Raw genomic sequence first — 26659 nt, forward strand, 5'->3', positions numbered from 1 at the left:
AACAAAAATCTAATGAAACAGAGAGGTAATCCGACATGAGTAAAAATAAAAAGAAAGATGCGGGTAAGGGCTTCAATACCCTTAATACTGTGCTGATAGTCCAGCTGATCGTCATGCTTGGACTGTCACTGTTCATCACTAAGACGATTAGTATGAAGACTCACGAGAATGCTGTTCAGCACATGGGTGCTATCACCGATGAGCGTGCGAACATAATCGAGAGCTATATCGAGAACGCCGAGGGAACGCTCCGCGCATTCAGTAAGGCTTCTCAGGTAAAGGATCTGCTGGAATACGGCAAGGTCTACGACTACCACGACCTCGTTGACAAGGAACTGAAGAAGGACGTTGCCGACCCGAAGGCGGCTGAATTACAGGCTGCGGCTCAGGATTATACCGTGGAGTTCGGCAAGAACATCGATAATCTTGAGGGCGTGTGGATCGGTACCTGGGAGACCCTCGTTCTTACCCAGACCAACCCCGACGTTGTCGGCATCACCACCCGTAAGGATCCCGATAAGTTGAAGCAGCTCCAGGACGCTATGCTCAACGGCGAAGGCGGCCTCTATGACGCGGGCATCATCATTTCTCCTGCCAGCGGCAAGCAGTGTATCTCCATGTACATCGCGGTATACGACGATTACGATAAGCCTATCGGCCTTGTTGGTCTCGGTATTTACACCAGCGGTCTGGTAGATACCCTCGACAAGATCCCCGTAAGAGGTATCGAGCACTCCTTCTACAGCATGGTAAATGTTGAGAACAACAAGTACATCTTCAACAAGGACGCCATGAACATCGACATCGAGGCTACAAACCCCGAGATCGTAAAGCTCTGCGCTGACCTCAGCGGAAGCAGCGAGTCCAAGACGGGCGAATTCGAGTACAAGGACGGAAAGACCAAGTACATTTCGAGCTACGCTTATATCCCCAAGCACGGCTGGATCATAATGATCGACGACGAGACAAGCGAAGTTTTCGCACTTACCACCACCATGAGGATCTACCTCGGTATCTTCGCGGTAGTTATCATCGGTCTGATCGTAGTATTCAACCTTATCACCAGACGTCAGCAGATGATCAACCAGAAGCTCGTTTCCACCATTGCAAAGAACAAGATGACAAAGAAGTCCCTCGACACCGCAATGTTCAAGGACGTTCTTACAGGCGTAAACAACCGTATCAGCTTCTCGGTCAACAGTGAGAAGGCTTCCGAGGCTGCGGGCAAACACTTCTTCGCGATGTTCAACATCAGCGATTTCAGCAGCATAAACTCCCAGTTCGGTAACGACTCGGGCGACCAGATGCTTGTCCGCACAGTTGACAACCTCAAGGAAACATTCGGCGAGGACAACGTATACCGTACAGGTTCGGATGAGTTCGTAGTCATGGTCAAGGGCGAAGGCGAGTTCTGGGATGCAGACGCCATGCTCGACAAGGTCAACACCGTTCTCCGTCAGCTTCTCGTTCCCATGGACACCGAGAGTTACGGCACTATCTACCCGAAGTACAAGGTAGCTGTAGTCAAGAAGTCGGGTACTCTCGATACGTCGGTCATCACCGCTCTGAAGGACATGACCAACCAGACGGGCGAGGCTACATACGGCATGATAGACTACAAGTCGCTTAATTAACAGACTTCTTCCATCGTTCATTTCTCCTATTATGTTTCTCCTATTTTTAAAGAGGGCGCAGTCGTAAGGCTGCGCCTTTCTTTTTGGGCTGCCTTGACTTTGCGGGGCGGATGTGGTAGAATTAAGGCAGATGCGCAGAAGAGTATTACAGCGTGTTTACAAAATGTTTACAAACGCAGCGTAATAATATCGGTCTGTTCTGCGTCAATATAAGTGAACGGTTCAGGGCTCACAATGTGGGCCGCACCCCTCGGGAGGTACAAAATGTTGGAAGACTCCGAGATAATCGCTCTGTACTTTGAAAGGAATGAAAGGGCGATATCCGAAACGGAATCGAAGTACGGCGCACTCTGCCGCAGCATTTCGGTGCGGATAGTCGGCGACAGCCGCGACGCGGAGGAATGCGTGAGCGATACTTATTTAAAGGTATGGAACAGCATACCGCCGCAGAAGCCTGACTCTCTGGCGGCGTTCCTGTCGAAGATAGTGCGCAATCTTTCGCTCGATGTGTTCAGGAGAAAAGGTGCGCAGAAGCGCGGCGGCGATGAGGATATCCCCTTTGAGGAACTCAGCGAATGCATACCAGACCGCGCAGAGGAAGCGGAGAATGACGCTGTTCGTGAGGTGCTTGAGAAATTTCTTGAGACACTGCCGAAGGAACAGAGAGTGTTCTTCATGCGCAGATATTATTTCGGGGAGCCGCTTGCCGAGATAGCCGCACGTTACGGCGTTTCGGCGAACAGTCTGGGCGTTACCATGCACAGGCTTCGCAAGCGGTTCGGAAAGATGCTGACCGACTCGGGAGTCTACGGAGTGGGGAGGGAGAGCAGATGAAAGACATTACAAATAACAGAGGTTTTGAGCTGTATTCGCTGCTGTCCGAGACAAATGAGCGGTATGTGGCGGAGGCGCTCGACGACGATTTTGCGGAGGAGATCCGCGCTAAGAACCGCCGCAGAAAGATAACCATGCGGTCGGCACTCTCAGCGTGTGCGGCTGTCATGGTGCTCGTGATAGGCGTGTCGGCGATGCAGATGCAGAACGGCGGTATCGAGAAGGACAGCGCCGAACTTACAGTGACCGACGAAGCTATCGCACGGGAGAACAGCGAAGAGGCTGCGCAGGGTATCTCGGCGGATGCACCTTCGGGCGGAGACGGCGCGGCGGCAGGCGACAGAAAGACCGCCGATGCAGACGGACAGCAGGACAATATCGGTACGGTAAAGGATAAGTCGGATAACGGCATCAAAAACGACGACATAACGGAAGAGACACATAATGATGACGCGGTAATGCCCTCGGACGGGATCACAGCCGCGGCTGAGGACGCTGAAACGGCGGACGTAAAACCGACCTTTACCGCGGACGACGGCACGACCTACAGGATAGAGGGTCAGTCGAGTGCGGTACACAAGGGCAAGTTCGCAGGGACGGCTTCGGGTGAGGGCATCGTGCTTTACGGGTTCGACAACTTCCCGGCGAGGGCGATAGCGCTTGCGGAGTCGGACGGCAATTTCGAGATCGTGGTGAACGAGAATTACAGTTCGGACACGTTCATGGGGATGTTCAGGGACTTCGGGTTCAGGCATTATCTGCACAGCGACCGCGTGGGCGTGGTCGGACAGGAGATAAAGTCTTACGGCGACCTTGATTTCCAGTCGGACGTGTGGGGAATGCTTTTCGCCGATCCCGACAGCTGCAAGGCGGTGGACATGGCTGAACTTCCGCAGAGCGCGAAGATAAACGCCGTGACTTTTTACCTGCATCTCGGGGACGATAACGAGACTTACTGCAATATAGAGATATCACTGAACAAAGAAGGATATATGTACGTTTCGACGGGGGACGGCAGTCTGCTGTGCTTCACGAACGATTCGGCGGCGGCGATAACAGATATGTTCGGCGCGTGACGAAAAAAGAAAGGGGAGAACATTATGAAATATTTACCGATACTTGAGGAGCTTTTCCGATCGGACAGCTGTTGGTTTTTGCTGATAGGTTTCGCGGTGGGTTTCGCGGCGAGCGGAGCTGTAAGGCTAAAGAGGTCGGCGGTGAGAGCGGCGGCTGTTTCGGCGGTGGTATACGGGCTGTGTGAGGTACTGCTGAACGTTGTGGGGCATAATTACATGGCGGAGCTGATGGGGCTGTTTATCGGAACGACGGCGCTGGGAGCAGGCATCGCGTTTGCGGTGCGGGTGTTTGTGCTGAGGACGGAAGGGAGTGCGGGTCTTGACGGGGGAAACCTTTCTGAAGAAAGGTTCTCCCCCGTACCCCCTTCCGAAGACTTTTAATTTTTTTGACAAGAACCACCGTCTTGTGTTCGCCAGAGTCTCAAAAAGTTTAGGAGGGAGGGAGCCCCCCGAGAAGGTCGCTCTGACCTGTAAGCGATTCGAGCGAAACACCCCCAAAATCGCGAAGCGATTTCAACAACACACACCATAAAAAATAAATAAAAACAACAAAGCCGTACCGCTCTGACACAAAAAGAGCGATACGGCTTTAATAACAGACAAGTTAATAGCGAAACCCAAGATCAGTACATATTGTTGCTCTTCTCTTTAAGGCGTGTGCCTTCTTCGAGGAGCTGGTGCAGACGCTCGGAGTCGTGGGCTTTGATGCTGTCACGATAGTCGGTCAGCGCACTGATGATGCTGTCAAGCTCGTTGGTCAGAGCCTTGGAGTTCATCTCGAAAAGGACTGTCCACATATCGGCGTTCAGCTTCGCAACTCGGGTGAGGTCCTTGAAACTGCCAGCCGAGAAACCCGATTTCTTGTCGAGGGTCGGGCTCTTGATGTAGGCGCTCGATACAACGTGGGCGAGCTGGCTCGTGAACGCGATTATCTCGTCGTGCTCGGACGGCGATGATACCACGCACTTCGCAAAGCCGATCTTGTACGCGAATGCCGAGACTTCCTTGACCGCGCTTATCGGGGTGTTGTCGGTGGGGGTCATGATGAAGCTTGCTTTCTCGAAGAGGTTGTCCAGCGAGTACGCAAATCCCGAAAATTCACGGCCTGCCATCGGGTGACAGCCCAGAAAACGCACGCCCTCGTCCGCAAGCGGCTGCTCGACAGCGTTAACTATCGTCTCCTTGACGCCGCAGCAGTCGATGACGATGCCGCCCTTCTTGAAATTCTGCTTGTTGCTGAGGATGAAGTCGATGGTCTCGTTCGGGTGAAGAGCCACGATCACGATGTCGCAGATGTTCAGACGCTCGGTCTCGATGGGGTAGTCGATGGCTTCCTCGGAAAGAGCGGATGCGACCGTTGTTCCCGAGATGTCGATGCCGTATACCGTGTCATCGGTGTTTTTCTTTATCGCCTTTGCCAGCGAACCGCCTATCAGTCCGAGTCCGACTATAGCTATTTTCATGTTTGAATGCACTCCTTAAAAAAGCGCAGTCTGTGCGCTTTAATGTTTTTGTCCTTTAAAGTATAGCACCAAAAAGCGGAAATGTCAACAGCAAAAACAGGGCAGGACGAAATTTCTCCGTCCTGCCTAAAAAAAGAGGAAATATCGCGGCGGTTTTCTCACTCGCAGGGAAGAAGCCCCTGCATGAAGCCGTCGAGCTCGGTGCAGCAGACATCTCCGCCGATGAGTACGCCGCCGACACTTATGAGGGTGAGCTGCATGGAGTCCTTGCGGTCGGGGTAGTTGAGGATGGGGTAGGTGTAGACTTCGGCTTTCTGACCCTTGAAGTCCTCAAGGTCGAAGCCCTGTTCCTTCTGGAGGGAGTTGTAGCTCTTGTACACCTCGTCGAATTCTTCGGGGATGGTGATGGTCTTGTGCTCGGAGGGTTCGGCGGAGGTCTCCCAGCCGAGCTCGCTAATGAGCGACTGACGCTGCTGCTCGGTGGACGTGCGATAAACGTTCTTGTCCTTGCCGAGCCGAAGCGCGGTCAGCACCCCGACGAGCAGCACAGCGGCGGCAACGGTCAGTATCAGCACGACAAGTACGGGCTTTTTCAGCTTAACGGTCTTGATATACATATGTATCTCCTCGCTTAAATGGATTTGCTGTAATATATGCGCCGAAGCGGACAAATAGAACAAGCCCGACGGAGCAAGATTGACAAACCCATGACCGTGTGGTAGAATAGTAAATAATAAATAAGAGAGAATAAATAAGAAATAAGGTGTCCGCTGCGCGGATGCTGCCTTCTTTCTTATCGCTTATTCTTATTTCATATTTTTGGAGGTTTATATGAAGATCGAGATAGAGCTTGATGATATTGACTACGGCAGCGTGGCGGCGGCGCTCATGCCCGTGGTGGGGGAGAAGCTGAAGGACGCTCAGAACCCCATGATACGGATGCTGGCTGCAAGGGCAGGGGACAGCGATTTCATCGTCAGGACGGTGAACGCTTTGCCCCAGGATTTCAAGGATAAGCTCATCGTCAGCCTGCTCAATAAGAACGAGGAGCGGATGAGGGCTTCGGTCACTAAATTTGCACTCTCTAAGGGCATGAGATTCAGGATACGCTCCGTCAGGGCTTCCCTCTGAGTACCTCGGAAATACTTCTGTAAAAGGGTAATAATATTTTTGCTTATTTTGGCACATTTTCACTCGGTTTTCTTCGTGAAAGTTGCACAAAAAGGTATGTGGGAATTTTATTAAACTAACGAAATTCAATTTTTTGGTCAAAATCTCTTTGACAATTTCAAATTATGTGGTAAAATATATATTAGGTAACACTGTGCGGTGGGGTGCGCCCTGCTGTTTCAGTCGTCATAATACCCCGCAGAAAGATTCCTCTGCGGACGGTACTTGCCATGTATGGCATTGATGCCGTATACGAAAGGGGCAGATCTATATATGTCGAAAATCATCGCTGTTACTTCCGGCAAGGGAGGAACCGGCAAGTCCTCTATCAGCGCGTGCCTCGGTTACGCACTCGCTAAGCAGGGCAACCGTACTCTTATCATCGAGCTCGACTTCGGTCTGAGATGTATGGATATAATGCTCGGTATGCAGGGAAATATCACCTACGATCTCGGTGACGTTATCGAAGGCACCTGCGACGTTTACAAGGCTACTACTACTGTTAAGCTCGCATCGAACCTGTCGGTGCTCTGCGCTCCGTCAGACCCGTTCGTTGAGCTGAGAGCTGAGGATATCGAGAATATCACTACCGAGATGAGAAAGTACTTTGACTACATCATCGTTGACACCTCGGCGGGTATCAACGGCTCGGTATTCAACATTGTTACGAATTCCGACCTCATCCTTATCGTTACGACTCCCGACCCTGTCTGCGTAAGAGACGCACGCATGATGTCGGATGAGTTCTACAAGAGAGGCAACCAGAAGCAGAGACTTCTTATAAATAAAGCAAACAAGCGCATTTTCGAGTATGAGGATATGGACGACCTCGATGCTATCATCGACACCGTAGGCGTTCAGCTTCTCGGCGTTATCCCCGAGGATTCGGCGATCCCGCTGGCAACAGGAAAGGGCGCACCGCTGTCGTCGAGCTCGATGGGTTTCATCGCATTCTCGGCGATCTCAAGAAGAATTAAGGGCGAGCACATCCCGCTCTCCATCAAAGCATAATTATAGAACATCACCGCGGCTTACGGGTCGCGAAATTACCTGTGAAGAACATTGAGGGGGTATCGACATTGAATATAGCATTGATCGCTCATGATACCAAAAAGGAGCTTATGGTACAGTTCTGCATCGCATACTGCGGAGTTCTGAGCCGAAACACTCTTTGCGCTACCGGTACAACGGGCAAGCTCGTTTCTGAAGCTACTGGGCTCAGGATACAGCGTTATATGAGCGGAGTACAGGGCGGCGCACAGCAGATAGCGGCACGTATCTCCTGCAACGAGATCGACCTTCTGCTGTTCTTCAGAGACCCTATAAGCGCAAAGCCGCACGAGCCGAGCGAGGCTGACCTTCTCAGATTGTGCGACGTGCATAATATCCCTGTCGCTACCAATATAGCTACTGCCGAGGCGCTCATCCATGCCCTTGACAGAGGCGACCTCGACTGGAGAAATATCGTTAACCCGACTTCTGCCGAGTACTGATGACAGGATATTGTCTGTAAACAATTATTTGATTATCTGATAAAGACGCTGACGAGGGAAAGCAGCGTCGGCAGAGGCAGCTGCAAAGCGAGGACGGTACGGTGTGAGCGTCCGCAGTCTGCGCCGATGATTATGACACCCTCCGAGTCCGTGCGTGATAAAGCGTATGCGTATCCTCTGCGTTAAAGAGATGATGAGTGCGTCGGGGGCATTTTCCCGACGAATAAGGGTGGTATCACAGCCGCGGCTGTCCCTTGTATTGCGGGGGACTGCCGCTTTTTTTCGATAAGAGATCAGGGAAACGGTATCGCTTTCGGCGATGGTTTTCTTGACTTTTGAACTGTTTTTATGAGATTAACTGAACTGAAAGAAAACCTGCTCTCTGAGGCGGTCGTTGACAGGCTGCTGTTCGGGGGGCTGGAATATCGGGGACAGTCGGGCGACCTTGTGATGGTGCCGGGGAGCAGGAAGGCCTGCGAGTACAGAGTGCCGTTTGCACATGAGATATTCGGGCAGACGCGCGCGGAAAAATATCTGTTCTGCGGCGGCAGGGTGCAGATGACTAAGTTCGGGGAAATGCCCGAGTATCAGTCGATGCTCAGAGCCGCGGATGAACTCGGTATCGGACGGGAGAACATCCTCACCGAGACCAAGTCTATGACTACAGAAGAGAATTTTCTGCTGTCGGAGCCCATTCTCGGGCGCGTAGAAGGTTGCGGACGGATAGTCCTCGTCACGACCGCTTACCACATGAGACGGGCTGTGCTTCTCGCACGGGCGATACTTCCGCAGTATACCTTCGTCACCGCACCTGCCGACTTCGGCAGTACAAGACGCTCGAACTGGATGCTCACCGATAAGGGCAGACGCACTGCGAAAGAGGAGTGCATGAAGCTCGCATACTACGCAAACATTGGCAAGATCGAAAACATTGACATATGAAAGGAAAGTGAAAAATGGCACAGTTATTGATCCAGAGACCTACGGGCACGAGGGACGTCGTACCCTCGCAGATGTACAAGTGGAATACCGTTGAGGGACTGGTGAAGTCCCACGCTGAGGCTTACGGCTTTAAGGAGATACGCATCCCGACCTTCGAGAGCACTGCGCTCTACGTCCGCTCGGTGGGCGATACGACCGACGTTGTTCAGAAGGAGATGTACACCGTTTCGGCGGCAGGCGACGAGGATTTCACTCTGCGCCCCGAGGGAACGGCAGGCACCGTCCGCGCTATCATCCAGAACGGACTGCTCAATGAGGGTCTCCCCCAGAAGCTGTTCTACATCCTCTCCTGCTTCCGTCACGAGAAGGCACAGGCGAACCGCTACAGAGAATTCCACCAGTTCGGCGTGGAAATGGCAGGCACGAAAGACCCCCGCGCAGACGCTGAGGTCATCTCGCTGGCGAGGGGCATCCTCGACGCGGCAGGTCTTGAGCAGGTTAAGCTGTACATCAACTCCATCGGCTGTCCGACTTGCAGAGCAAAGTTCCAGAGCGCACTGAGAGAGTACTTCGGACAGCACCTCGACAAGCTCTGCGATACCTGCAAGGGCAGACTTGAACGCAACCCCATGAGAATACTCGACTGCAAGAGCGAGATATGCTCTTCCATCGCGGCTGAGGCGCCCATCATCCTCGACTACCTGTGCGAGGAGTGCAGCGAGCACTTCGACAAGCTCAAGAGCTACCTCGACGCTATGGACATCAAGTACGAGGTGAACCCGCACATCGTCCGCGGTCTGGACTACTACACCAAGACGGTGTTCGAGTTCGTGGCTGAGGGCATCGGTGCGCAGAGCACTGTATGCGGCGGCGGACGCTACGATGGTCTTATCGAGACGCTGAGCGACAAGCCGTGTCCTGCGCTGGGCTTCGGCATGGGACTGGAGAGACTCATCACCACGATGGAGAGCCTGAACGTTGAGTTCGCACAGGAGGAGACCTGTGATATCTACGTGGGTTCGATGGGCGACGACGCTTCGGTGAAGGCTATGCAGATATGCCGTGCGCTGAGAGCGGACGGTGTGAGAGCCGAGTGCGACGTTGTCGGCAGGAGCGTAAGAGCGCAGATGAAGTATGCGGATAAAGTCAAGGCGAAGTTCTCGGTAATCATCGGCGGAAACGAGCTTGAAGCAGGCGTTGCGAAGCTGAGGAATATGGTAAGCGGCGAAGAGACGGACATCCCCCTCGACGACAGATTCGGTCAGGTGTTCAATGCCATGCTGATAGCACAGCAGCTGAGCGGCGAAGAATTTGAAGGCCTGGAACTTCTGAAATAATAAGAGATAAGGTGTCCGCAAGAGCGCACAAATGAACTTTCCGAGCTCAAAATAAAAGGTCATCACAAAACAGGGGCGTATCAGTGGGTCAAGCGCCACCGCGCTTGGCAGAGTCCGGAGGCGGCAGCCTTCGGTCAAGAGCTCGAGAGTGAAACTCTCGATTGCCGCAGGCAAGAAAGCACACCCAAAGCAGCTCCTCCCCATGAAATCGGTAAACCCTGAAACACGTCCCGAAAGGCGCAAAATGAGAGAACATCACAAATGTTCGAGAACACAGTATTTGCCGATTTCATTTCGTGAGAGAGCGAAGCGATTCGAGCGAAGACCCGATTTTGGCGAAGCCAAAACAGATCCCCTGCCCGACCCGACCAAAGACACCAACCCCTAAAAATAATCAACCAAAAAAATAAACGGAGGAAGATCATGGCAGACGAAAGCAAAAGATGTGTCATCTGCGAGAATATACCCCTCGTGACGATACACAATCCGCAGGAGTATTTCCTGTGTCTGGACAGCTTTATCAGGATGGTCATGCATAACGACCTTGAGATCGTTTATCAGACCTGTCCGCTCGATAAGGTGTACGTTGACGGCAAGTGGTACAAGAGGAAGATATTCCACCAGTTCAAGTGCCCTGCCTGCGGAAGCATCTACGGAATGTACTGCGACGTTGCCGAGGGCGGCGAGATAAAGATGAACGATAAGGTGTTCATTCCCGAGGAGTACAAAAATGTTTCTGCTGATACCTAAGAAGGTAAGGATAGAGACCAAGATGACCCCGAATCAGTGCAGGACACGCCTTAACCGCGAGATGGAGGACTACACACGCCGACCCAGCTTCGTGGCGGCAAGCGAGTTCATCAAGAAGCATAAGCTGACAAGCTGCTACTTCGGGAGCACCGATAAGACGGGCAGGACGGAAATATTCTATCACCGCGCGAAAAAGCACGACGGCTCGTCGGCAGGGTTCTACGGGGTCATTTCAAAGCCCGACGATAAGGCGGCTGACGGTACGAGAGCCGTGTTCACGGGGCATATCAGACGCAATATAGGCGTGATGGTGGTCGCTTGGCTGTGGACGCTGGTCTGCATCGCTCTGGTGCTGGCGCTCGCCGCACTTAAAGAATACGTCGGCGCAGGAGTGACGGGGGCTGTCATGGTCATCGGTCTGCTCTTGATGGCTTACGACCGCTCGGAATCGTATATCAGAAGTTATCTTGACACTTTCGCGAAAGCGGACAAGAAGGAGGATGATGGCTGATGACAGAGCTGAAATGCCCGAAATGCGGGCAGGTGTTCACCGTTGATGAGAGCGACTACGCCGCGCTATTACAGCAGGTGCGGACGCATGAGTTCAACGATGAGCTGGAAAAACGTCTCAATGATAAGCTGAAGGACGAAAGAACTATCGCACAGCAGAAGTTCGACAGCGAGATGGAACGCCTGAAGGCCGAGCAGGAAAAGGCGCTACTGGATAAGGACAGCGTGATAGCTGAGCTGAAACGCGATGCAGAGCTTGCGCAGGAAAGGCAGGAACACGCACTCTCGGAACAGAGCGCAGAACTTGCACGGAAACAGAACGCCGAGCTGGAAAAGATAGGAAAGTCTGTCGCGGACAGGGATTCGCAGATAGCCGACCTGAAACATAAGCTCGAAATGGCGGATTCGGACGCGAAACTCCGACTCGCAGAGGCGAACGCCGAAAAGGATAAGAAGATAAACGAGCTTGAAAATACTATCTCCTCGATGAACAAGGATAAGTCCGTCATGGAGGAGAAGTTCGAGCTGGAAAAGAAGAACGTCAGGATAGAGCTTGAAAGCGAACTGGATTCCCAGAAGACCAGGTATGAGACCCTGCTCAAGCACAAGGAAGAAGAGCTTGAACAGGAGAAGAACTACAAGAAGATGCTCACCACAAAAATGGTGGGCGAGAGCCTTGAACGGCACTGCGAGGACGAGTTCAACAAGCTCAGGATGACGGCGTTCCCCAACGCTTATTTCGCAAAGGACAACGCGATAAGCGAGTCGGGGAGCAAGGGCGACTACATCTACCGCGAGGAGATAGACGGCGTGGAACTCATCTCCATCATGTTCGAGATGAAGAACGAGAACGACACCACAAAGACCAAACATCACAACAAGGACTTCTTCAAGGAGCTGGACAAGGACAGACGCGAGAAGAACTGCGAGTACGCCGTTCTGGTCTCGATGCTGGAACAGGACAGCGAGTTCTACAACGCGGGTATCGTGGACGTGTCCTACGAGTACGGGAAGATGTATGTCATCCGTCCCCAGTTCTTCATACCCATGATAACTCTGCTGAGGAACGCGGCTATGAAGTCGCTGGAAACCAAGAAACAGCTGGAAGAAGCCAGACGTCAGAACATCGACCTGACCAACTTCGAGAACAATATGGAGAGCTTCAAGACGGGCTTTGCGAGAAACTACAATCTCGCAAGCACTCAGTTCGAGAAGGCTATCAAGGAGATAGACGACTCCATCAAGAAGCTGGAGGACGTGAAGAGAGACCTGAAAAAGTCGGCTGATAACCTGCGGCTCGCAAACGACAAGGCGCAGAAACAGCTCACCATCAAGAAGCTCACCAAGAACGCTCCGAGCGTGAAGGATATGCTGGAAGCTCAGAAGCAGGCGGCTCTCACGGTCTCGGAGGACGATGACGACGAAGAAGACATCACTGACTAATATATTATAAAGAGGAAGAGATCATATGGAAATGAAACTTGACACAATGAAGGGTCTGAAAAGGACTCACTACTGCGCGGAGGTCCCGCTGGACGGCGGCGAGGTAGTCGTATGCGGTTTTGCGGACAGGGTAAGAGATGTGGGAAACATCATCTTCATCAACCTGCGCGACCGCACGGGACTTGTCCAGCTGGCGTTCAACGACGAGACCGACAGGGAAGTATTCGCTAAGGCTCAGCAGGTCAAGAGCGAGTACGTGCTGATGGCGAAGGGGGTTATCCGCGACAGAGACCAGGCTAACCCAAACATGAAGACGGGTAAGGTAGAGGTGGCTGTCACCGACCTGCGCATCCTTTCGAAGGCGCAGACCACTCCTTTCGAGGTCACGAACTCCGACAAGGTAAACGACGAGCTGAAACTCCGCTACCGTTACCTCGACCTGAGAAACCCCAAGCTGACAAAGAACCTCATCATGCGTCACGAGATCGCAAAGGCGGCAAGAGAGTACTTCTACTCCAACGGCTTCCTTGAGATCGAGACCCCGATGATGATGCGTTCGACCCCCGAAGGCGCAAGAGACTATCTGGTGCCTTCGAGAGTACACAAGGGCAGCTTCTACGCTCTGCCCCAGTCGCCCCAGATCTACAAGCAGCTGCTGATGGTATCGGGCTACGACCGCTACGTGCAGATCGCACGCTGCTTCCGCGACGAGGATCTGCGTGCTGACAGACAGCCCGAGTTCACCCAGATCGACCTTGAAATGAGCTTCGTGGACGTTGACGACCTTATCGCTACGGGCGAGGGCTTCCTTGCACACGTTGTGAAGACCGTGCTCGGAAAGGAAGTTACTCTGCCGCTGCCGAGACTGACCTTCGCGGATTCGATGAACCGCTACGGCTCGGACAAGCCCGACACCCGCTTCGGCATGGAGATACAGGACATCACCAAGGCTGTCGAGGGCATCGAGTTCCCCGTGTTCACGGGCGCTGTTGAAGCAGGCGGTTCGGTGCGTGCCATCGTTGCCGAGGGCGGCGCTGCTACCTACACCCGCAAGGAGATCGACAAGCTCACCGAGCACGCAAAGGGCATCGGTGCGAAGGGTCTTGCATACATCCGCTGGACTTCCGAGGGCGCAAACTGCTCCTTCAAGAAGTTCTTAAAGGACGGCGACCTCGAAAAGATAACCAACGCACTGGGCGCTAAGGAAGGCGACCTCGTGCTCATCGCGGCGGACAAGGACAAGGTCGTTCTGCCTGTACTGGGCGCACTGCGTCTCATCGTGGCTAAGAGACTCGACATCATCCCTGCCGACAAGCTCAACTTCCTCGTTATCACCGAGATGCCTTTCTTCGAGTACGACGACGAGAGCGGCAAGTGGCTGGCTATGCATCATCCGTTCACCATGCCGATGGAGGAGTGTCTCAAAGACCTCGACAGCGACCCTGCTTCGGTACGTGCGCAGGCGTTCGACTTCGTGCTCAACGGCACCGAGCTTTCCAGCGGTTCCATGCGTATCACCGACTTCGAGCTCCAGCAGAAGATGTTCGAGGCGCTGGGTCTCACCGACGAGGAGATCGCGGCGAAGTTCGGCTTCTTAGTGGACGCTTACCGCTACGCTTCGCCCCCGCACGGCGGCATGGGCTTCGGTCTCGACAGACTTGCCATGATGCTCTGCGGCGCGGATTCTCTCCGCGACGTCGTAGCCTTCCCGAAGGTGCAGAACGCCTCCGAGCTTATGAGCGCGTGCCCGTCTGTTGTTGACAGCGAGCAGCTTGACGAGCTTGGTATCGCAATAAAAGAATAATTCGGTCTGACCAAAGGGCGGGAGCTTTCTCCCGCCCTTTTTTGCGGGGAGAGTGCAGGTTTTACTGGGGGAAACCTTTCTGAAGAAAGGTTCTCCCCCAGACCCCTTTCCAAAGACTTTTAATATGTCGTCTGATAGATGTGGTCGGGAAGATAGACTATCACCGTTTCAAGAGTGACTATCTGATAAATACCGCAAATGAAGCGTTACGCTCTTGTGTACGTCTTTTTGGCAAGGGACTGTCCATTGAAGAGAAGAGCGCAACTCTTCCCAATCTGCACAAAGTAAGGAAGAATCACCCAAAAGCCAAAAAGTATTAAAAGTTTTAGTGAGGGGGGGTTGGGGAAGACCCTTTTTCAAAAGGGTCTCCCCCAAGAAGTACCCGCAGTCAGCAAAAAAGGCGGAGAGAAACTCTCCGCCTTAGGTGGTTTTGTTGAAGCTCGGGCATAAGTCTTTCAGCTCGCATTGGCCGCAGCGCTGTCCGCGTGCTTTGCAGGTCTCGCGTCCGAAGAGGACGAGGCGGTGGCAGAAGTCGGAGGACTTCTCGGGGGGGAGCAGTTCGCGGAGCTCGGTCTCGGTCTTGACGGGGTCTTTCGTCGTCGTGAAGCCCAGCCTTCCGCAGATGCGTATGCAGTGGGTGTCGGCGACCACGGCAGGCTTCCCGAACACGTCCCCGAGTATGAGGTTCGCGGTCTTGCGCCCGATGCCGGGGAGGGTGGTCAGCTCTTCAAGGGTGTCGGGTATCTCGCCGCCGAAGTCTTCCATCAGTTTGCGGCACATCCCCACCACCGACTGCGCCTTGGTCTTGTAGAGACCGCAGGGCTTGATGATCTCCGCGACATCTTCCACGTCGGCAGCCGCGAAATCTTCGATACTCGTGTATTTTGCGAACAGCTCCTTCGTGACGATGTTCACCCTCGCGTCGGTACACTGAGCGGAGAGCCGTCCTGCTATCATCAGTTCGTGGGGCTTCTGATAGGTGAGGGAGCAGAGCGCGTCGGGATATTTTTGTTCGAGGAGAGCTATGACCTGTTCGGCGCGGCCGCGTTTTTTCGCTTTCGACTCTCTCACAGACCCAGTTCCTCGCCGTACCAGCCGATGACCTCAACGCCTATCGACTCGCCGTATTCGAGCTCAAGCCTGTCTTTGAGATAGCCCGAGCTGTCGGCGACAACGAAACGGATGTAGACCTCACCCTCGTCAAGCTCCACGAAGGTGTCGGTGATGGACAGTGCCTTCGAGAACTCCTTCGGGTCGGGGCGGAGCTTTCCGCAGCCCTTTGCGTCGCGGAGGATGACCTCGGCGATCTTTTCGAGGTTGCGGTCTACCTTCGCGAGAGCGTCGGCGATAACGGCGATGTTATCCATTATCTCCTGTTCCTCCTCCACGTAGAAGAGCACAGTGACATCCTTATCCCACAGCTTATAGGGCAGCTCGAACGCTTCCTGTTTTTCATTGTACTTTATCTGACTCATAGAAATACCTCCGAAGAATTGGATAAGAGATGAGAGAGAAGGTATCGCCTGCGGAGCGGACACATCATCTCTTACCTCTGATCCGAATTTTTTGCTGTTTTCATTTTACCATAAAAATCAATAAATGTCAATCACGAAAAGGGGCGATAATAGACTATTTTTATAAAAAAGATCGGAGTGGGGAACAGTAGTTGTACAAAGTGCTGCATTATGTATGAATTTATATGTGTGCCATTCCAAAAATGAATTTTACAAACCATTTAAAGTGGTATATAATAAAGATAAAGTATGGAAATATCTACTTTATATATTTTCATTTTCTACGGCATTTCACAATAACGACGATTTTACCGATAAGATGATCGCCAGAAAGATTTGTTTGCTGCGGTCAGCCTGTCGGTTTTTTGTTTGCGTGCGGTGCGGTGGAAAGTGGAATATCACAGGAGGTGAAACTTTATGGTACTTTCAGATATCGCGTCGGTACAGCCGACATTGTTTGCAGGAAAGAGCATTTCCGAGGAGATACTGGAGCAGATAAATTGTGAGGTCATATTCCGCATACCTATACCGGGAGTTTCGGGCGGTATACCCGTTTATGAATCCACGATAATCACCTGGCTCATCATGGCAGTGGTCACTGTGCTGTGTGCGCTCGCAACGAGGAATCTGAAGCTCGTGCCCGACAAGAAGCAGCTGGTGCTCGAAGCCGCTGTGGGCTGGATACGCAACTTCTGCCGCGAGAATATGGGCGAGGGCGGAATGAGATACTTCCCGTATCTCGGAACGGTACTCATCTACATCGGCGTGTCGAACGTTATCGGTCTGATCGGTCTCAAACCCCCGACAAAGGATCTGAGCGTCACGATGGCACTGGCTCTCATGAGCATCTGCCTTATCGAGGGAGCGAACTTCCGTCACAGAGGCGTGAAGGGCTTCTTCAAGTCGCTGCTCAAGCCTACGCCCGTCATGCTGCCGATGAACATCCTCGAGATAGGCATACGTCCGCTGTCGCTCTGTCTGCGACTTTTCGGTAACGTTGTTGCAGCGTTCATCATCATGGAGCTGCTGAAGATAGTATGTCCTGTCGTACTGCCGCTGCCGTTCTCTCTCTACTTCGATATTTTCGACGGCTGTTTGCAGGCATACATTTTCGTGTTCCTGACCTCGCTGTTCATACACGAATCCATTGAGGACGAAGAGTGAGAATCAAATAAGAAATAAGAAAAGCGGTCTGTGCAGGTCACGGCATCTGAAAACTGCTCGCCGCATCTGTCTGATCTCTTATTTCTGCTTTCTAATTTCTACTTTAAAGTAAAAGAGGAGTGTATTATTATGAATATTGCAATCGGAGCTGCTATCGCAGTTTTAACGGGTTTTGGTGCAGGTATCGGTATCGGTATCGCTACAGGTCATGCCTGTGACGCTATCGCACGTCAGCCTGAGGCTAAGGGTGCTATCAATACCGCGCTGCTGCTCGGCTGCGCACTTGCCGAGGCTACCGCTATCTACGGTCTGCTGATAGCTATCATGCTCATATTCGTTGTTAAGTGATTCGGAAGGAATGAGACAATATGTTAAACATTAATCCATGGGATATTCTGTGGACAGTGATAAACCTGCTCGTGTTCTTCCTGCTTCTCAGAAAATTCCTGTTCAAGCCCGTCACAAAGATAATGGACGAGCGTCAGGCTAAGATACAGAAGGATATCGAGACTGCTGAGAAAACACTTGCAGAGGCTGATTCCACTAAGGCACAGCTCGACGAGCGTCTGGCTAAGGCGGACGACGAGGCTGACAAGATAATCGCAAACGCTAAGAAGAGAGCCGAAAAGCAGGGCGAGGATATCGTCGCTAACGCTGAGGAAGAGGCTGCCGAGCTTCTTGCAGGCGCAAGAAAGACCATCGAGCGTGAGCGTGAGCAGGCTGTCGAGAACGCACGCGAGGAGATAGCTGAGCTTGCTGTTATGGCGGCTTCGCAGGTCCTCAAGCGCAATATCGATAAGGACAGCAACAAGGAATTCGCCAAGCAGATACTGGCGGAGGTAGGTGCAGGCAATGACTGACGAATTTAAGAGCCTTGCCGAGAAACTTCCCGAGCTTATCGAGAGCTATGAGCGTAAGAAGCGTTCGGGAGGGTCGGAATACAGATTATACTGCGCCGAAAAGCCCGACGATGCACTCGTAGAGGAGTTCGAGCGTTCGATAGCCAAAAAGGTCGGCAAGGAGAACGTTAAGCTCGACGTCATCATCGACGAGAGCCTTATCGGCGGTTATATGCTCGACATCGACGGCATCACCTACGACAAGAGCGTGAAGAGCGCTGTCAAAGACCTGAAATCAGGCGTGCTGGAACGTCTTGAAGGCGTCAGCAGCGACGGCAGCGTCATCTCTATGATAAAGAGCGAGATAGGCGATTTCGAGGCGAAGGTCTCGGTGGCGGAGACGGGCGTTATCACCAATATCCGCGACGGTATCGTAAATCTCACGGGACTCGACAACGCCATGTACGGCGAGCTGCTTGAGTTCGAGACGGGCGTCAGGGGCATGGTGCAGAACATCAACCGCGATTCTGTGGGCGTTGTTCTGTTCGGTTCAGAGGACGGCCTGACCGAGGGTTCGAGGGCTATCCGCACAAAGAAGCGTGCAGGCGTCCCCGTGGGCGAGAAGTTCATCGGGCGCGTTATCGACGCTCTCGGTACGCCTATCGACGGCAGCGATCCCATCGAAGCGGACGATTACTACCCCGTTGAGGCAGAAGCCCCCGGCGTCTGCGTGAGAAAGAGCGTTTCGGTGCCGTTGCAGACGGGCATACTGGCGATTGATTCCATGTTCCCGATAGGCCGTGGTCAGCGTGAGCTCATCATCGGCGACCGTCAGACGGGCAAGACCTCTATCGCTACCGATACCATCATCAACCAGAAGGGTCAGAACATGATCTGCATCTACGTCGCTATCGGTCAGAAGGCTTCTACCGTGGCGAAGGTAGTCAGCGATTTCAAGAAGCACGGCGCTATGGATTACACCATCGTCGTGGCGGCTATGGCTTCGGACTTCGCACCGCTCCAGTGGATAGCGCCTTATTCGGGCACGGCTATGGCGGAGTACTTCATGAAGCAGGGCAAGGACGTTCTCATCGTGTACGATGACCTGTCAAAGCACGCCGTTGCTTACAGAGCCATGAGCCTTCTGCTGGAAAGAAGCCCCGGACGTGAGGCATACCCCGGTGACGTATTCTATCTGCATTCGAGACTGCTTGAGCGCTCTTCGAGACTGGATGACGAGCACGGCGGCGGTTCTATCACCGCTCTGCCTATCATCGAGACTCAGGCGGGCGACGTTTCGGCTTACATCCCGACAAACGTAATATCCATCACCGACGGACAGATATTCCTGGAGACTCAGCTGTTCAACGCGGGCGTCAGACCTGCGGTCAACGTTGGTCTTTCGGTATCGCGTGTGGGCGGTGCGGCTCAGACCAAGGCGATGAAGAAGGTCTCGGGTACTCTGCGTATGGATCTGGCACAGTATCGCGAGATGGAAGTGTTCACACAGTTCTCCTCTGACCTGGACAAGGCGACAAAGGATATGCTGGACTTCGGCGACCGACTCATGGAGCTCCTCAAACAGCCCCTCTACCGTCCTCTGCCGATGTACGAGCAGGTCATCCTGCTCTGTGCGGCTAACCACAAGCTGTTGCAGGACGTGCCGCTGAAAGAAGTTGTGTTCTTCCGCGGCGAGCTGATGGAGTACATCAAGGCGGCTTATCCCGAGATAATCGCAGAGCTGAACGAGAAGAAAGTTCTCTCTCCCGAGCTTGAAGAGGAGATAATCGGCGCTGTCAAGGACTTCAAGACCAAGGATAAGTGAGCCGAATAAACCAAAAGCGACACTATATTCATTATCATCAACACAGGCACCAAAGGAGTGAATACCGATGGCAAATATGCGTGAGATAAAAGAGCGCATTATCAGCATCAAGGATATAATGAAGATAACCAATGCCATGTATCTCATTTCCTCATCAAAGCTGAAAAAGGCGAGAGCGGCGCTGGAACGCACCGAGCCGTACTCTGACAGCCTGCAATACACCATCCACCACATCCTCAAACACGCCGAGGTGGCTGAGCATCCGTTCTTCGACAGGGGGCGTAACAAGCCCGACGATGAGAAGATGTACGGCTACATCGTCATCACAGGCGACAAGGGACTTTGCGGCGCGTACAACCACAACATACTCAAACTCGCCGAGCAGGAGCTGAAAAAGCACAAGAACAACACGCTGTATGTTATCGGTTCGGTGGGTAGGAACTATTTTCTGAGGACGGGTCAGAATGTTGACGCGGAGTTTCTGTACTCGGCGCAGGACCCGAAGCTGTACTACGCAAGGCGCATTCAGGAGACGCTGACCGAGCTGTTTCTGGCGGGGCGGCTGGACGAAGTACACGTCATCTACACGGATATGCAGCGAAACACCGAGATACCGAGGACGTTCAAGCTGCTGCCTCTTGACCGTGAGGATTTTGCGGAAGCGAATTCCGACGAGGAGGACAGGCATGACATAGCGGTATTCGAGCCGTCGCCCGAGGAAGTGCTTGACACGCTTGTACCGAACTACATCAAGGGTGTGATATTCGGAGCGCTGACGGAGAGTTTCTGTTCCGAGCAGAATGCGAGAATGTCGGCGATGGATGCTGCGACGACGAGTGCGAAGGACATGATAGCCGAGCTGACGCTGGATTATAACCGAGCAAGACAAGCCGCGATAACGCAGGAAATAACGGAAATAGTCGGCGGAGCAAGAGCACAGAAGCACACATAAAAAAGTACGCCATGAAGCATCCGTGCTCAAAATAAGAAACCCGCACAAAACAGGGGCGTATAAGTTGGTCAAGCGCCACCGCGCTTGGCAGAGTCCGGAGGCGGCAGCCTTTGGTCAAGAGCTCGAGAGTGAAACTCTCGATTGCCGCAGGCAAGAAAAGCACCAACCGCAAACACCCCCACAGCGCACAAAATGACAACCCACCCCATGAAATCGGCAAAAACAGAACACGCCCCGAAAGGCGCGAAATGAGAGAACATCACAAATGTTCAAGAACACAGAATTTGCCGATTTCATTTCGTGAGAGAGCGCAGCGATTCGAGCGAACCCCCCAAGTCGGTCGCAAGACCGACAAACCGCACACAACATCGCAACCATACGCCCAAAGGCTGAAATAAGCTCAAAGCCACGGTGCGAGCAAGCCCCTGCGCGGGCAGCAAGAAAACGGTTCGGACGAGTACGGCAGGATGCGCATAAAAATAACATCAGATAGGTCATAATCACTTTACGAAAGGTGAAAAACAGACATGGAAAAAGGTAAGATAGTTCAGGTACTGGGCGCAGTAATCGACGTGGAGTTCGCGTCGGGAAAACTGCCGCACGTCCGTGACGCTCTGACCGTCGAGCTCGACGGCAGGACAAGAGTCATGGAAGTCGCTCAGCACATGGGTCACAATATAGTCAGAGCAATAATGCTCGCCGCAAGCGACGGCCTCTGCAAGGGTATGGAAGTTACCGCTACGGGAAGCTGCATCAAGGTCCCCGTCGGTGAGGCGACCCTCGGCAGAATGTTCAACGTCCTCGGTGAGACTATCGACGGCAAGGGCGACTGCGGCGCTGACGAAAAATGGGAGATTCACCGCACTCCGCCTGCTTTCGAGGATCAGTCGCCCGTTGTTGAGATACTCGAAACGGGTATCAAGGTCATCGACCTGCTCGCACCTTACGCTAAGGGCGGTAAGATAGGTCTTTTCGGTGGAGCAGGCGTTGGTAAGACCGTTCTTATCCAGGAGCTTATCAGAAATGTTGCGACCGAACACGGCGGCTACTCCATTTTTACGGGTGTCGGCGAACGCTCCCGTGAGGGTAACGACCTCTGGCACGAAATGACCGATTCGGGCGTTCTCGCTAAGACCGCTCTCGTGTTCGGTCAGATGAATGAGCCCCCCGGATCGAGAATGAGAGTCGCTCAGACGGGTCTGACTATGGCGGAATACTTCCGCGATGTTGAACATCAGAACGTTCTTCTGTTTATCGACAATATCTTCAGATTCGTGCAGGCAGGCTCCGAGGTCTCCGCTCTGCTGGGAAGAATGCCTTCCGCAGTTGGCTATCAGCCGACTCTTGCTACCGAAATGGGCGCTTTGCAGGAGCGTATCACTTCCACAAAGAGCGGTTCTATCACCTCCGTTCAGGCGGTATACGTGCCTGCGGATGACCTGACCGACCCTGCGCCTGCTATCACGTTCACTCACCTCGACGCGACTACCGTTCTGTCGAGAAAGATCGTTGAACAGGGTATCTACCCCGCAGTCGATCCGCTGGATTCCACCAGCCGTATCCTCGAACCCGATATCGTGGGCGAGGAACATTACCGCATCGCAAGACGCGTTCAGGAAGTGCTCCAGAAATACAAGGAACTTCAGGACATCATCGCGATACTCGGTATGGAAGAGCTGGACGAAGCCGACAAGAAGACCGTTATGAGAGCGAGAAAGATACAGAGATTCCTCTCGCAGCCGTTCCATGTTGCGGAGACGTTTACGGGCGTGCCGGGATGCTATGTACCGCTCGAAGAGACGCTTAGAGGTTTCAAGGCGATACTCGACGGCGAGATGGACGGCTATCCCGAAGCGGCGTTCCACAACGTCGGCACCATTGACGACGTTGTCGCGAAGGCGAAGAAGCTTGAGGAGGAGTAAGCTATGGCGACCTTTAAGCTCGACATACTGGCGGCTGACCGCAATTTCTTCCACGGGGAGTGCGAGTCACTGCAATTTCCCTGCACGGACGGCATGAGGGGAGTTCTTCCCGGGCATGAAGCGATGATATGCTGTCTGACGTCGGGAGAGCTGAGATTCAAGGTGAACGGCGAGTGGCAGAGGGCGATAGTCTCGGACGGATTTCTGGAGGTCATGCCTGATTTTGTGAGGATATTCGCAGATTCGGTGGAGAGACCCGAGGAGATAGACCGCAAGCGAGCCGAAGCCGCGAAGGAGCGTGCCGAGGAGCGTCTGAGACAGCAGTTATCGACGAGACAGTACGCGCACACACAGATGGCACTGAAACGCGCCATGGCCCGAATCAACGCAACAAAATAAGAAATACAAGAAATGCACCCATGAACCTTCCGTGCTCAAAATAAAAACCCAGCACTAAACAGGGGCGTATAAGTGGGTCAAGCGCCACCGCACTTGGCAGAGTCCGAAGGCGGCAGCATTTGGTCAAGAGTTCGAGAGTGAAACTCTCGATTGCCGCAGGCAAGAAAAGCGACAATCACAAACCCCAAAAAAGCGCACCAAATAACAGTTCCACATCATGAAATCGGCAAACCCCCAAGTCGGTCGCAAGACCGACAAAAAAGCGCTCCCACAACAAACAAAAACACCCAAAAAACCGCGGTCTGTCCGTACTCAGCGAACAGACCGCATTGTGTTGTCTTCGACTGTCCGCAGCACGCGTACAACAGTACGCACATCAAGTACATAAAAAATTTACAATTACTTGTACTGTTTGCACATTGACTATTTTAACGCAATAAACTATAATAGAAAAGGTCAAAAAAATAATGAAACCGAACCGAGAAAAATGGTCGGTAAGTAAGGAGTTTTGTATTGTGGTAAAGGTAGTAAAGTTCGGCGGAAGCTCGCTCGCAAGCGCAGAACAGTTCCGTAAGGTGGCAGAGATAATCCACGCTGATGAGTCGAGAAGATATGTTGTTCCTTCCGCTCCCGGCAAACGCTTCAAGGATGATACCAAGGTCACCGATATGCTCTACGGCTGCTATGAGCTGGCTGTAAAGGGCAAGAATTTCGAGAAGGAATTCGAGGCTATCAAGAAGAGATACAACGACATTATCGATGAGCTGAACGTTGACGTTGACCTCACTCAGGAGTTCGAGACCGTCAAGGCTTGCTTCATCGGACGCGCAGGCCGCGATTACGCCGCTTCGAGAGGTGAGTACCTCAACGGTATCGTGCTTGCCGCTTACCTCGGCTATGAGTTCGTTGACCCCGCTGAGATGATCTACTTCCGCGATGACGGTAATTTCGATTCCGCTCGCACCCTCAAGGCTGTCGGTGAGAGACTTATGACTATTGAACGCGCGGTAGTTCCCGGTTTCTACGGCTCCATGCCTAACGATACTATCAAGACTTTCTCGCGCGGCGGTTCCGATATCACAGGCTCTATCGTGGCGGCCGGCACAGGCGCTGACCTCTACGAGAACTGGACCGACGTTTCGGGCTTCCTTATCTGCGATCCCCGCATCGTTGACGAGCCCGAGCCTATCCGCACCATCACCTACAAGGAGCTCAGAGAGCTCGCTTACATGGGCGCTACCGTTCTTCACGAGGACGCTATCTTCCCCGTTCGCAAGGCAGGTATCCCGATAAACATCAAGAACACCAACAAGCCCGCAGATCCGGGTACTTTCATCGTTGAGTCCACCAGCCAGAAGCCGCTCTATACCATCACAGGTATCGCAGGCAAGAAGGGCTTCGCTGTTGTCAACGTCGAGAAGGACATGATGAACGGTGAGCTCGGTTTCTGCCGCAAGGTGCTTGAACAGTTCGAGAAGAACGGCATCAGCATCGAGCATATGCCTTCGGGTATCGACACCATGAGCGTTGTCGTTCATCAGGAAGAGTTCGGCGATCACGAGCAGGAGATCCTCTCGGGTATCCACAGAAACGTTCAGCCCGATGTTATCGACATCGAGACCGACCTCGCACTTATCGCAGTTGTGGGCAGAGGCATGAAGAGCGAGCGCGGTACCGCAGGACGCATCTTCTCGGCACTCGCACACGCTCACGTTAACGTAAAGATGATCGACCAGGGCTCCAGCGAGCTGAACATCATCATCGGCGTAAGCGAGAAGGACTTCGAGAAGGCAGTCAAGGCTATTTACGATATCTTCGTGCTTCAGAGACTGTAATAATGGATAATTGATAATAATTATGCCCCCGTGAGAGACACTCGCGGGGTCATTTTATCTTGTCATTTTATCTTATTGTTCAGATCCACGCTCCGTCAACGCGGAGGGTCTGACCGCAGATGTAGGCGGACTTTTCCGAGCAGAGGAAGCTCACCGCGTCGGCGACTTCCTGCGGTGTGCCTGCGCGTGAGAGGGGGATGTCGCCGATGAGGGCTTCGCGCTCGTCGGCGTTCAGCTGTGAGTTCATGCGCGTGTCGATGAACCCGGGGGAGACGCAGTTGACGCGGATGCCGCTGGGGGCGACTTCCTTCGCGAGCGCCTTCGTGAAGCCGATGATACCCGCCTTCGCCGCCGAGTACGCCACCTCACAGCTTGCGCCCACCTCGCCCCAAACACTTGCGATGTTCACGATAACGCCGCTGTGGCGGCTTATCATCTGCGGCAGGAGGAGCCTTGTCAGCTCCATCGCACCAAGCAGGTCGGTGTTCATCAGCGCGGCGAGCTGTGGGGCGGTCATGTCCTGAAACAGCCCGATGTGCTCACTGCCGCCGTTGTTGACGAGGATGCCGACCTCGCCGCACTCTTCAAGGGATGCCGAAAGGCTCTCAGGCCGTGAAAGGTCGAAGGAGACAGCCTTTCCGCCCAGCTCTTCCGCGAGCCGTTCGGCGGTGTCCCTGCCGCTGTGATACCCGATGATTACCCTGTGACCCTCGCCTGCCAGCGTCCTTGCCACAGCCGAGCCGATGCCGCCGCTCGCACCCGTGACAAGTGCGGTGCTCATCTCAGGTACTCCTCAGCCGAGATGGCACAGTTCGCGCCGTCCGAAGCCGCCGTGATGACCTGACGCAGAGCCTTTGTGCGCACGTCGCCTGCCGCGAACAGTCCCTCAGCGGAAGTCCTGCCGTCCTCGCCAGCCCTTATATAGCCGCCCTCAAGCTCGACCACGCCCTCAAGGGGCTTGGTGTTGGGTATCTGACCGATAGCGGTGAACACGCCGTCCACGGGGATCGAACGGCTCTCGCCCTTCTGCTCGACAACGATGGCGGAAACCTTGCCCTCGCCCGTTATCTCGGTGGGAACAGCTTCGAGGACGAGCTCGATGTTCGGGGTCTCGGCTATCTTCTTTTGCAGGCTCATATTGCCGCGGAACTCGGCGCGGCGGTGGATGAGGTAGACCTTCTCAGCCAGCTTTGCGAGGTAGAGCGCGTCCCCGAGAGCGGTATCGCCGCCGCCGATGACCGCCACCGTCTTGCCCTTGTAGAACATACCGTCGCAGACCGCACAGTAGCTGACGCCCTTCATATCCGCGCCCTTGATGCCGAGCCTGCGGTTGGAAGCGCCTGCCGCGTAGATAACGGCTCTGCCGCTGATGACCGAACCGTCTTCGAGGTGAACGTCCCAGCCGTCGGCGGTCTTTTCGAGGGTGCTGACTTCACCCTCGGCGAACTCCGCACCGAGAGCCTCGGCGTGCTCGCGGAACTTCGCCCCGAGGTCGTAGCCGCCCATACCGTACAGACCGAGGTAGTTGTCCACGCGGTCGGTAACGGCTATCTGCCCCGTTCCCATGAACTCACGCTCCACAACAACGAACGAGAGCTCGGCACGGCTTGCATACACCGCCGCAGACAATCCCGCAGGTCCGCTCCCGACGATAACAACATCATACATAAACCTGTCCTCCTTAAAATAAATTTAGCTAAATTGAATTTGCCTAAACTAAATATACCACAAAACTCCCCATTTGTCAAGAGGG

The 26659-nt window shown here is 53.5% G+C and carries 27 protein-coding genes; 21 read left to right on the plus strand and 6 right to left on the minus strand.

Annotation, left to right across the window (positions count from 1 at the left end):
• The first annotated feature begins 35 nt into the window (after window positions 1–35).
• The 4 genes from BT142_RS02805 to BT142_RS02820 all read left to right on the plus strand — a co-directional run bounded on the left by BT142_RS02805 (window position 36) and on the right by BT142_RS02820 (window position 3925).
• Window positions 36–1634: a sensor domain-containing diguanylate cyclase gene (locus tag BT142_RS02805; protein WP_072416680.1), complete on the plus strand. Its 1599-nt coding sequence runs from the start codon at window positions 36–38 to the stop codon at window positions 1632–1634.
• A gap of 264 nt (window positions 1635–1898) precedes the next feature.
• Window positions 1899–2468, plus strand: a complete 570-nt coding sequence (locus BT142_RS02810; RefSeq protein WP_175444878.1) for an RNA polymerase sigma factor — start codon at window positions 1899–1901, stop codon at window positions 2466–2468.
• Window positions 2465–3544, plus strand: coding sequence for a hypothetical protein (locus BT142_RS02815; RefSeq protein ID WP_072416681.1), 1080 nt, complete (start codon window positions 2465–2467; stop codon window positions 3542–3544). Before BT142_RS02810 ends, BT142_RS02815 begins: the two co-directional genes overlap by 4 nt.
• Window positions 3545–3568: 24 nt before the next feature.
• Window positions 3569–3925, plus strand: a complete 357-nt coding sequence (locus BT142_RS02820) for a hypothetical protein (protein WP_072416682.1) — start codon at window positions 3569–3571, stop codon at window positions 3923–3925.
• Window positions 3926–4167: 242 nt separating this feature from the next.
• Here the strand turns inward: BT142_RS02820 and BT142_RS02825 are convergent, their stop codons facing one another.
• Together BT142_RS02825 and BT142_RS02830 are read right to left on the minus strand one after the other, a co-directional pair.
• The gene (locus BT142_RS02825) at window positions 4168–5007 is read right to left on the minus strand and encodes a prephenate dehydrogenase (RefSeq protein ID WP_072416683.1); all 840 of its coding nucleotides are present in this window, start codon (window positions 5005–5007) and stop codon (window positions 4168–4170) included.
• Between the two features lie 158 nt (window positions 5008–5165).
• Entirely contained in the window at window positions 5166–5624 is a 459-nt protein-coding gene (locus BT142_RS02830; protein ID WP_072416684.1) for a DUF4830 domain-containing protein, read from the minus strand.
• Between the two features lie 214 nt (window positions 5625–5838).
• Between BT142_RS02830 and BT142_RS02835 the strand changes: the two genes are divergently transcribed.
• The 9 genes from BT142_RS02835 to aspS all read left to right on the plus strand — a co-directional run bounded on the left by BT142_RS02835 (window position 5839) and on the right by aspS (window position 14456).
• Complete coding sequence (locus tag BT142_RS02835; protein WP_072416685.1) at window positions 5839–6138, plus strand: hypothetical protein; 300 nt, start codon at window positions 5839–5841, stop codon at window positions 6136–6138.
• A 312-nt stretch (window positions 6139–6450) separates the two neighbouring features.
• Window positions 6451–7188, plus strand: a complete 738-nt coding sequence (locus BT142_RS02840; protein ID WP_072416686.1) for a P-loop NTPase — start codon at window positions 6451–6453, stop codon at window positions 7186–7188.
• Window positions 7189–7256: 68 nt separating this feature from the next.
• A complete protein-coding gene (gene mgsA / locus BT142_RS02845; RefSeq protein WP_072416687.1) occupies window positions 7257–7670 on the plus strand; it encodes a methylglyoxal synthase in 414 nt (137 codons plus the stop codon).
• 348 nt (window positions 7671–8018) lie between these two features.
• A complete protein-coding gene (locus tag BT142_RS02850; RefSeq protein ID WP_072416688.1) occupies window positions 8019–8612 on the plus strand; it encodes a YdcF family protein in 594 nt (197 codons plus the stop codon).
• Window positions 8613–8626: 14 nt separating this feature from the next.
• Window positions 8627–9949: a histidine--tRNA ligase gene (gene hisS / locus BT142_RS02855; RefSeq protein ID WP_072416689.1), complete on the plus strand. Its 1323-nt coding sequence runs from the start codon at window positions 8627–8629 to the stop codon at window positions 9947–9949.
• Window positions 9950–10372: 423 nt separating this feature from the next.
• Complete coding sequence (locus tag BT142_RS02860) at window positions 10373–10699, plus strand: hypothetical protein (RefSeq protein WP_072416690.1); 327 nt, start codon at window positions 10373–10375, stop codon at window positions 10697–10699.
• Window positions 10680–11210 carry a hypothetical protein gene (locus BT142_RS02865; RefSeq protein ID WP_072416691.1) on the plus strand — a complete coding sequence of 177 codons (531 nt, stop codon included), beginning with the start codon at window positions 10680–10682 and terminating at the stop codon, window positions 11208–11210. The genes BT142_RS02860 and BT142_RS02865 overlap by 20 nt, the downstream gene beginning before the upstream one ends.
• Window positions 11210–12652: a DUF2130 domain-containing protein gene (locus tag BT142_RS02870; protein ID WP_072416692.1), complete on the plus strand. Its 1443-nt coding sequence runs from the start codon at window positions 11210–11212 to the stop codon at window positions 12650–12652. The genes BT142_RS02865 and BT142_RS02870 overlap by 1 nt, the downstream gene beginning before the upstream one ends.
• 25 nt (window positions 12653–12677) lie before the next feature.
• On the plus strand, window positions 12678–14456 hold the full coding sequence (aspS, locus tag BT142_RS02875) for an aspartate--tRNA ligase (protein ID WP_242871903.1): 1779 nt from the start codon (window positions 12678–12680) through the stop codon (window positions 14454–14456).
• Between the two features lie 420 nt (window positions 14457–14876).
• Here aspS and nth read toward each other — a convergent pair whose 3' ends face one another.
• A complete protein-coding gene (gene nth, locus BT142_RS02880) occupies window positions 14877–15527 on the minus strand; it encodes an endonuclease III (protein ID WP_072416693.1) in 651 nt (216 codons plus the stop codon).
• Entirely contained in the window at window positions 15524–15931 is a 408-nt protein-coding gene (locus BT142_RS02885) for a hypothetical protein (RefSeq protein WP_072416694.1), read from the minus strand. The genes nth and BT142_RS02885 overlap by 4 nt, the downstream gene beginning before the upstream one ends.
• A gap of 456 nt (window positions 15932–16387) precedes the next feature.
• On the opposite strand from BT142_RS02885, the gene BT142_RS02890 reads away from it, so the two are divergent.
• The 8 genes from BT142_RS02890 to BT142_RS02930 all read left to right on the plus strand — a co-directional run bounded on the left by BT142_RS02890 (window position 16388) and on the right by BT142_RS02930 (window position 24906).
• Complete coding sequence (locus tag BT142_RS02890) at window positions 16388–17134, plus strand: F0F1 ATP synthase subunit A (protein WP_072416695.1); 747 nt, start codon at window positions 16388–16390, stop codon at window positions 17132–17134.
• 123 nt (window positions 17135–17257) lie between these two features.
• Window positions 17258–17482 carry an ATP synthase F0 subunit C gene (gene atpE, locus BT142_RS02895; protein ID WP_347497627.1) on the plus strand — a complete coding sequence of 75 codons (225 nt, stop codon included), beginning with the start codon at window positions 17258–17260 and terminating at the stop codon, window positions 17480–17482.
• A 20-nt stretch (window positions 17483–17502) separates the two neighbouring features.
• A complete protein-coding gene (gene atpF / locus BT142_RS02900; protein WP_072416697.1) occupies window positions 17503–17994 on the plus strand; it encodes a F0F1 ATP synthase subunit B in 492 nt (163 codons plus the stop codon).
• Window positions 17987–19798 (plus strand): F0F1 ATP synthase subunit alpha, encoded by a 1812-nt coding sequence (gene atpA / locus BT142_RS02910; RefSeq protein ID WP_084659298.1) that lies wholly within the window; start codon window positions 17987–17989, stop codon window positions 19796–19798. Before atpF ends, atpA begins: the two co-directional genes overlap by 8 nt.
• A 67-nt stretch (window positions 19799–19865) precedes the next feature.
• Window positions 19866–20750, plus strand: a complete 885-nt coding sequence (gene atpG, locus BT142_RS02915) for an ATP synthase F1 subunit gamma (RefSeq protein ID WP_072416698.1) — start codon at window positions 19866–19868, stop codon at window positions 20748–20750.
• 527 nt (window positions 20751–21277) lie between these two features.
• Window positions 21278–22672 carry a F0F1 ATP synthase subunit beta gene (atpD, locus tag BT142_RS02920; protein ID WP_072416699.1) on the plus strand — a complete coding sequence of 465 codons (1395 nt, stop codon included), beginning with the start codon at window positions 21278–21280 and terminating at the stop codon, window positions 22670–22672.
• Between the two features lie 3 nt (window positions 22673–22675).
• Window positions 22676–23071: an ATP synthase F1 subunit epsilon gene (atpC, locus tag BT142_RS02925; protein WP_072416700.1), complete on the plus strand. Its 396-nt coding sequence runs from the start codon at window positions 22676–22678 to the stop codon at window positions 23069–23071.
• 515 nt (window positions 23072–23586) lie between these two features.
• Window positions 23587–24906, plus strand: coding sequence for an aspartate kinase (locus BT142_RS02930; RefSeq protein WP_072416701.1), 1320 nt, complete (start codon window positions 23587–23589; stop codon window positions 24904–24906).
• A 79-nt stretch (window positions 24907–24985) separates the two neighbouring features.
• Here the strand turns inward: BT142_RS02930 and BT142_RS02935 are convergent, their stop codons facing one another.
• Both BT142_RS02935 and BT142_RS02940 read right to left on the minus strand, forming a co-directional pair.
• Entirely contained in the window at window positions 24986–25687 is a 702-nt protein-coding gene (locus BT142_RS02935; protein WP_072416702.1) for an elongation factor P 5-aminopentanone reductase, read from the minus strand.
• On the minus strand, window positions 25684–26574 hold the full coding sequence (locus BT142_RS02940; RefSeq protein WP_072416703.1) for an NAD(P)/FAD-dependent oxidoreductase: 891 nt from the start codon (window positions 26572–26574) through the stop codon (window positions 25684–25686). Before BT142_RS02940 ends, BT142_RS02935 begins: the two co-directional genes overlap by 4 nt.
• Window positions 26575–26659: the final 85 nt, after the last annotated feature.

The sequence above is a fragment of the Ruminococcus sp. YE71 genome (assembly GCF_900119155.1).
GTDB lineage: Bacteria > Bacillota > Clostridia > Oscillospirales > Ruminococcaceae > YE71.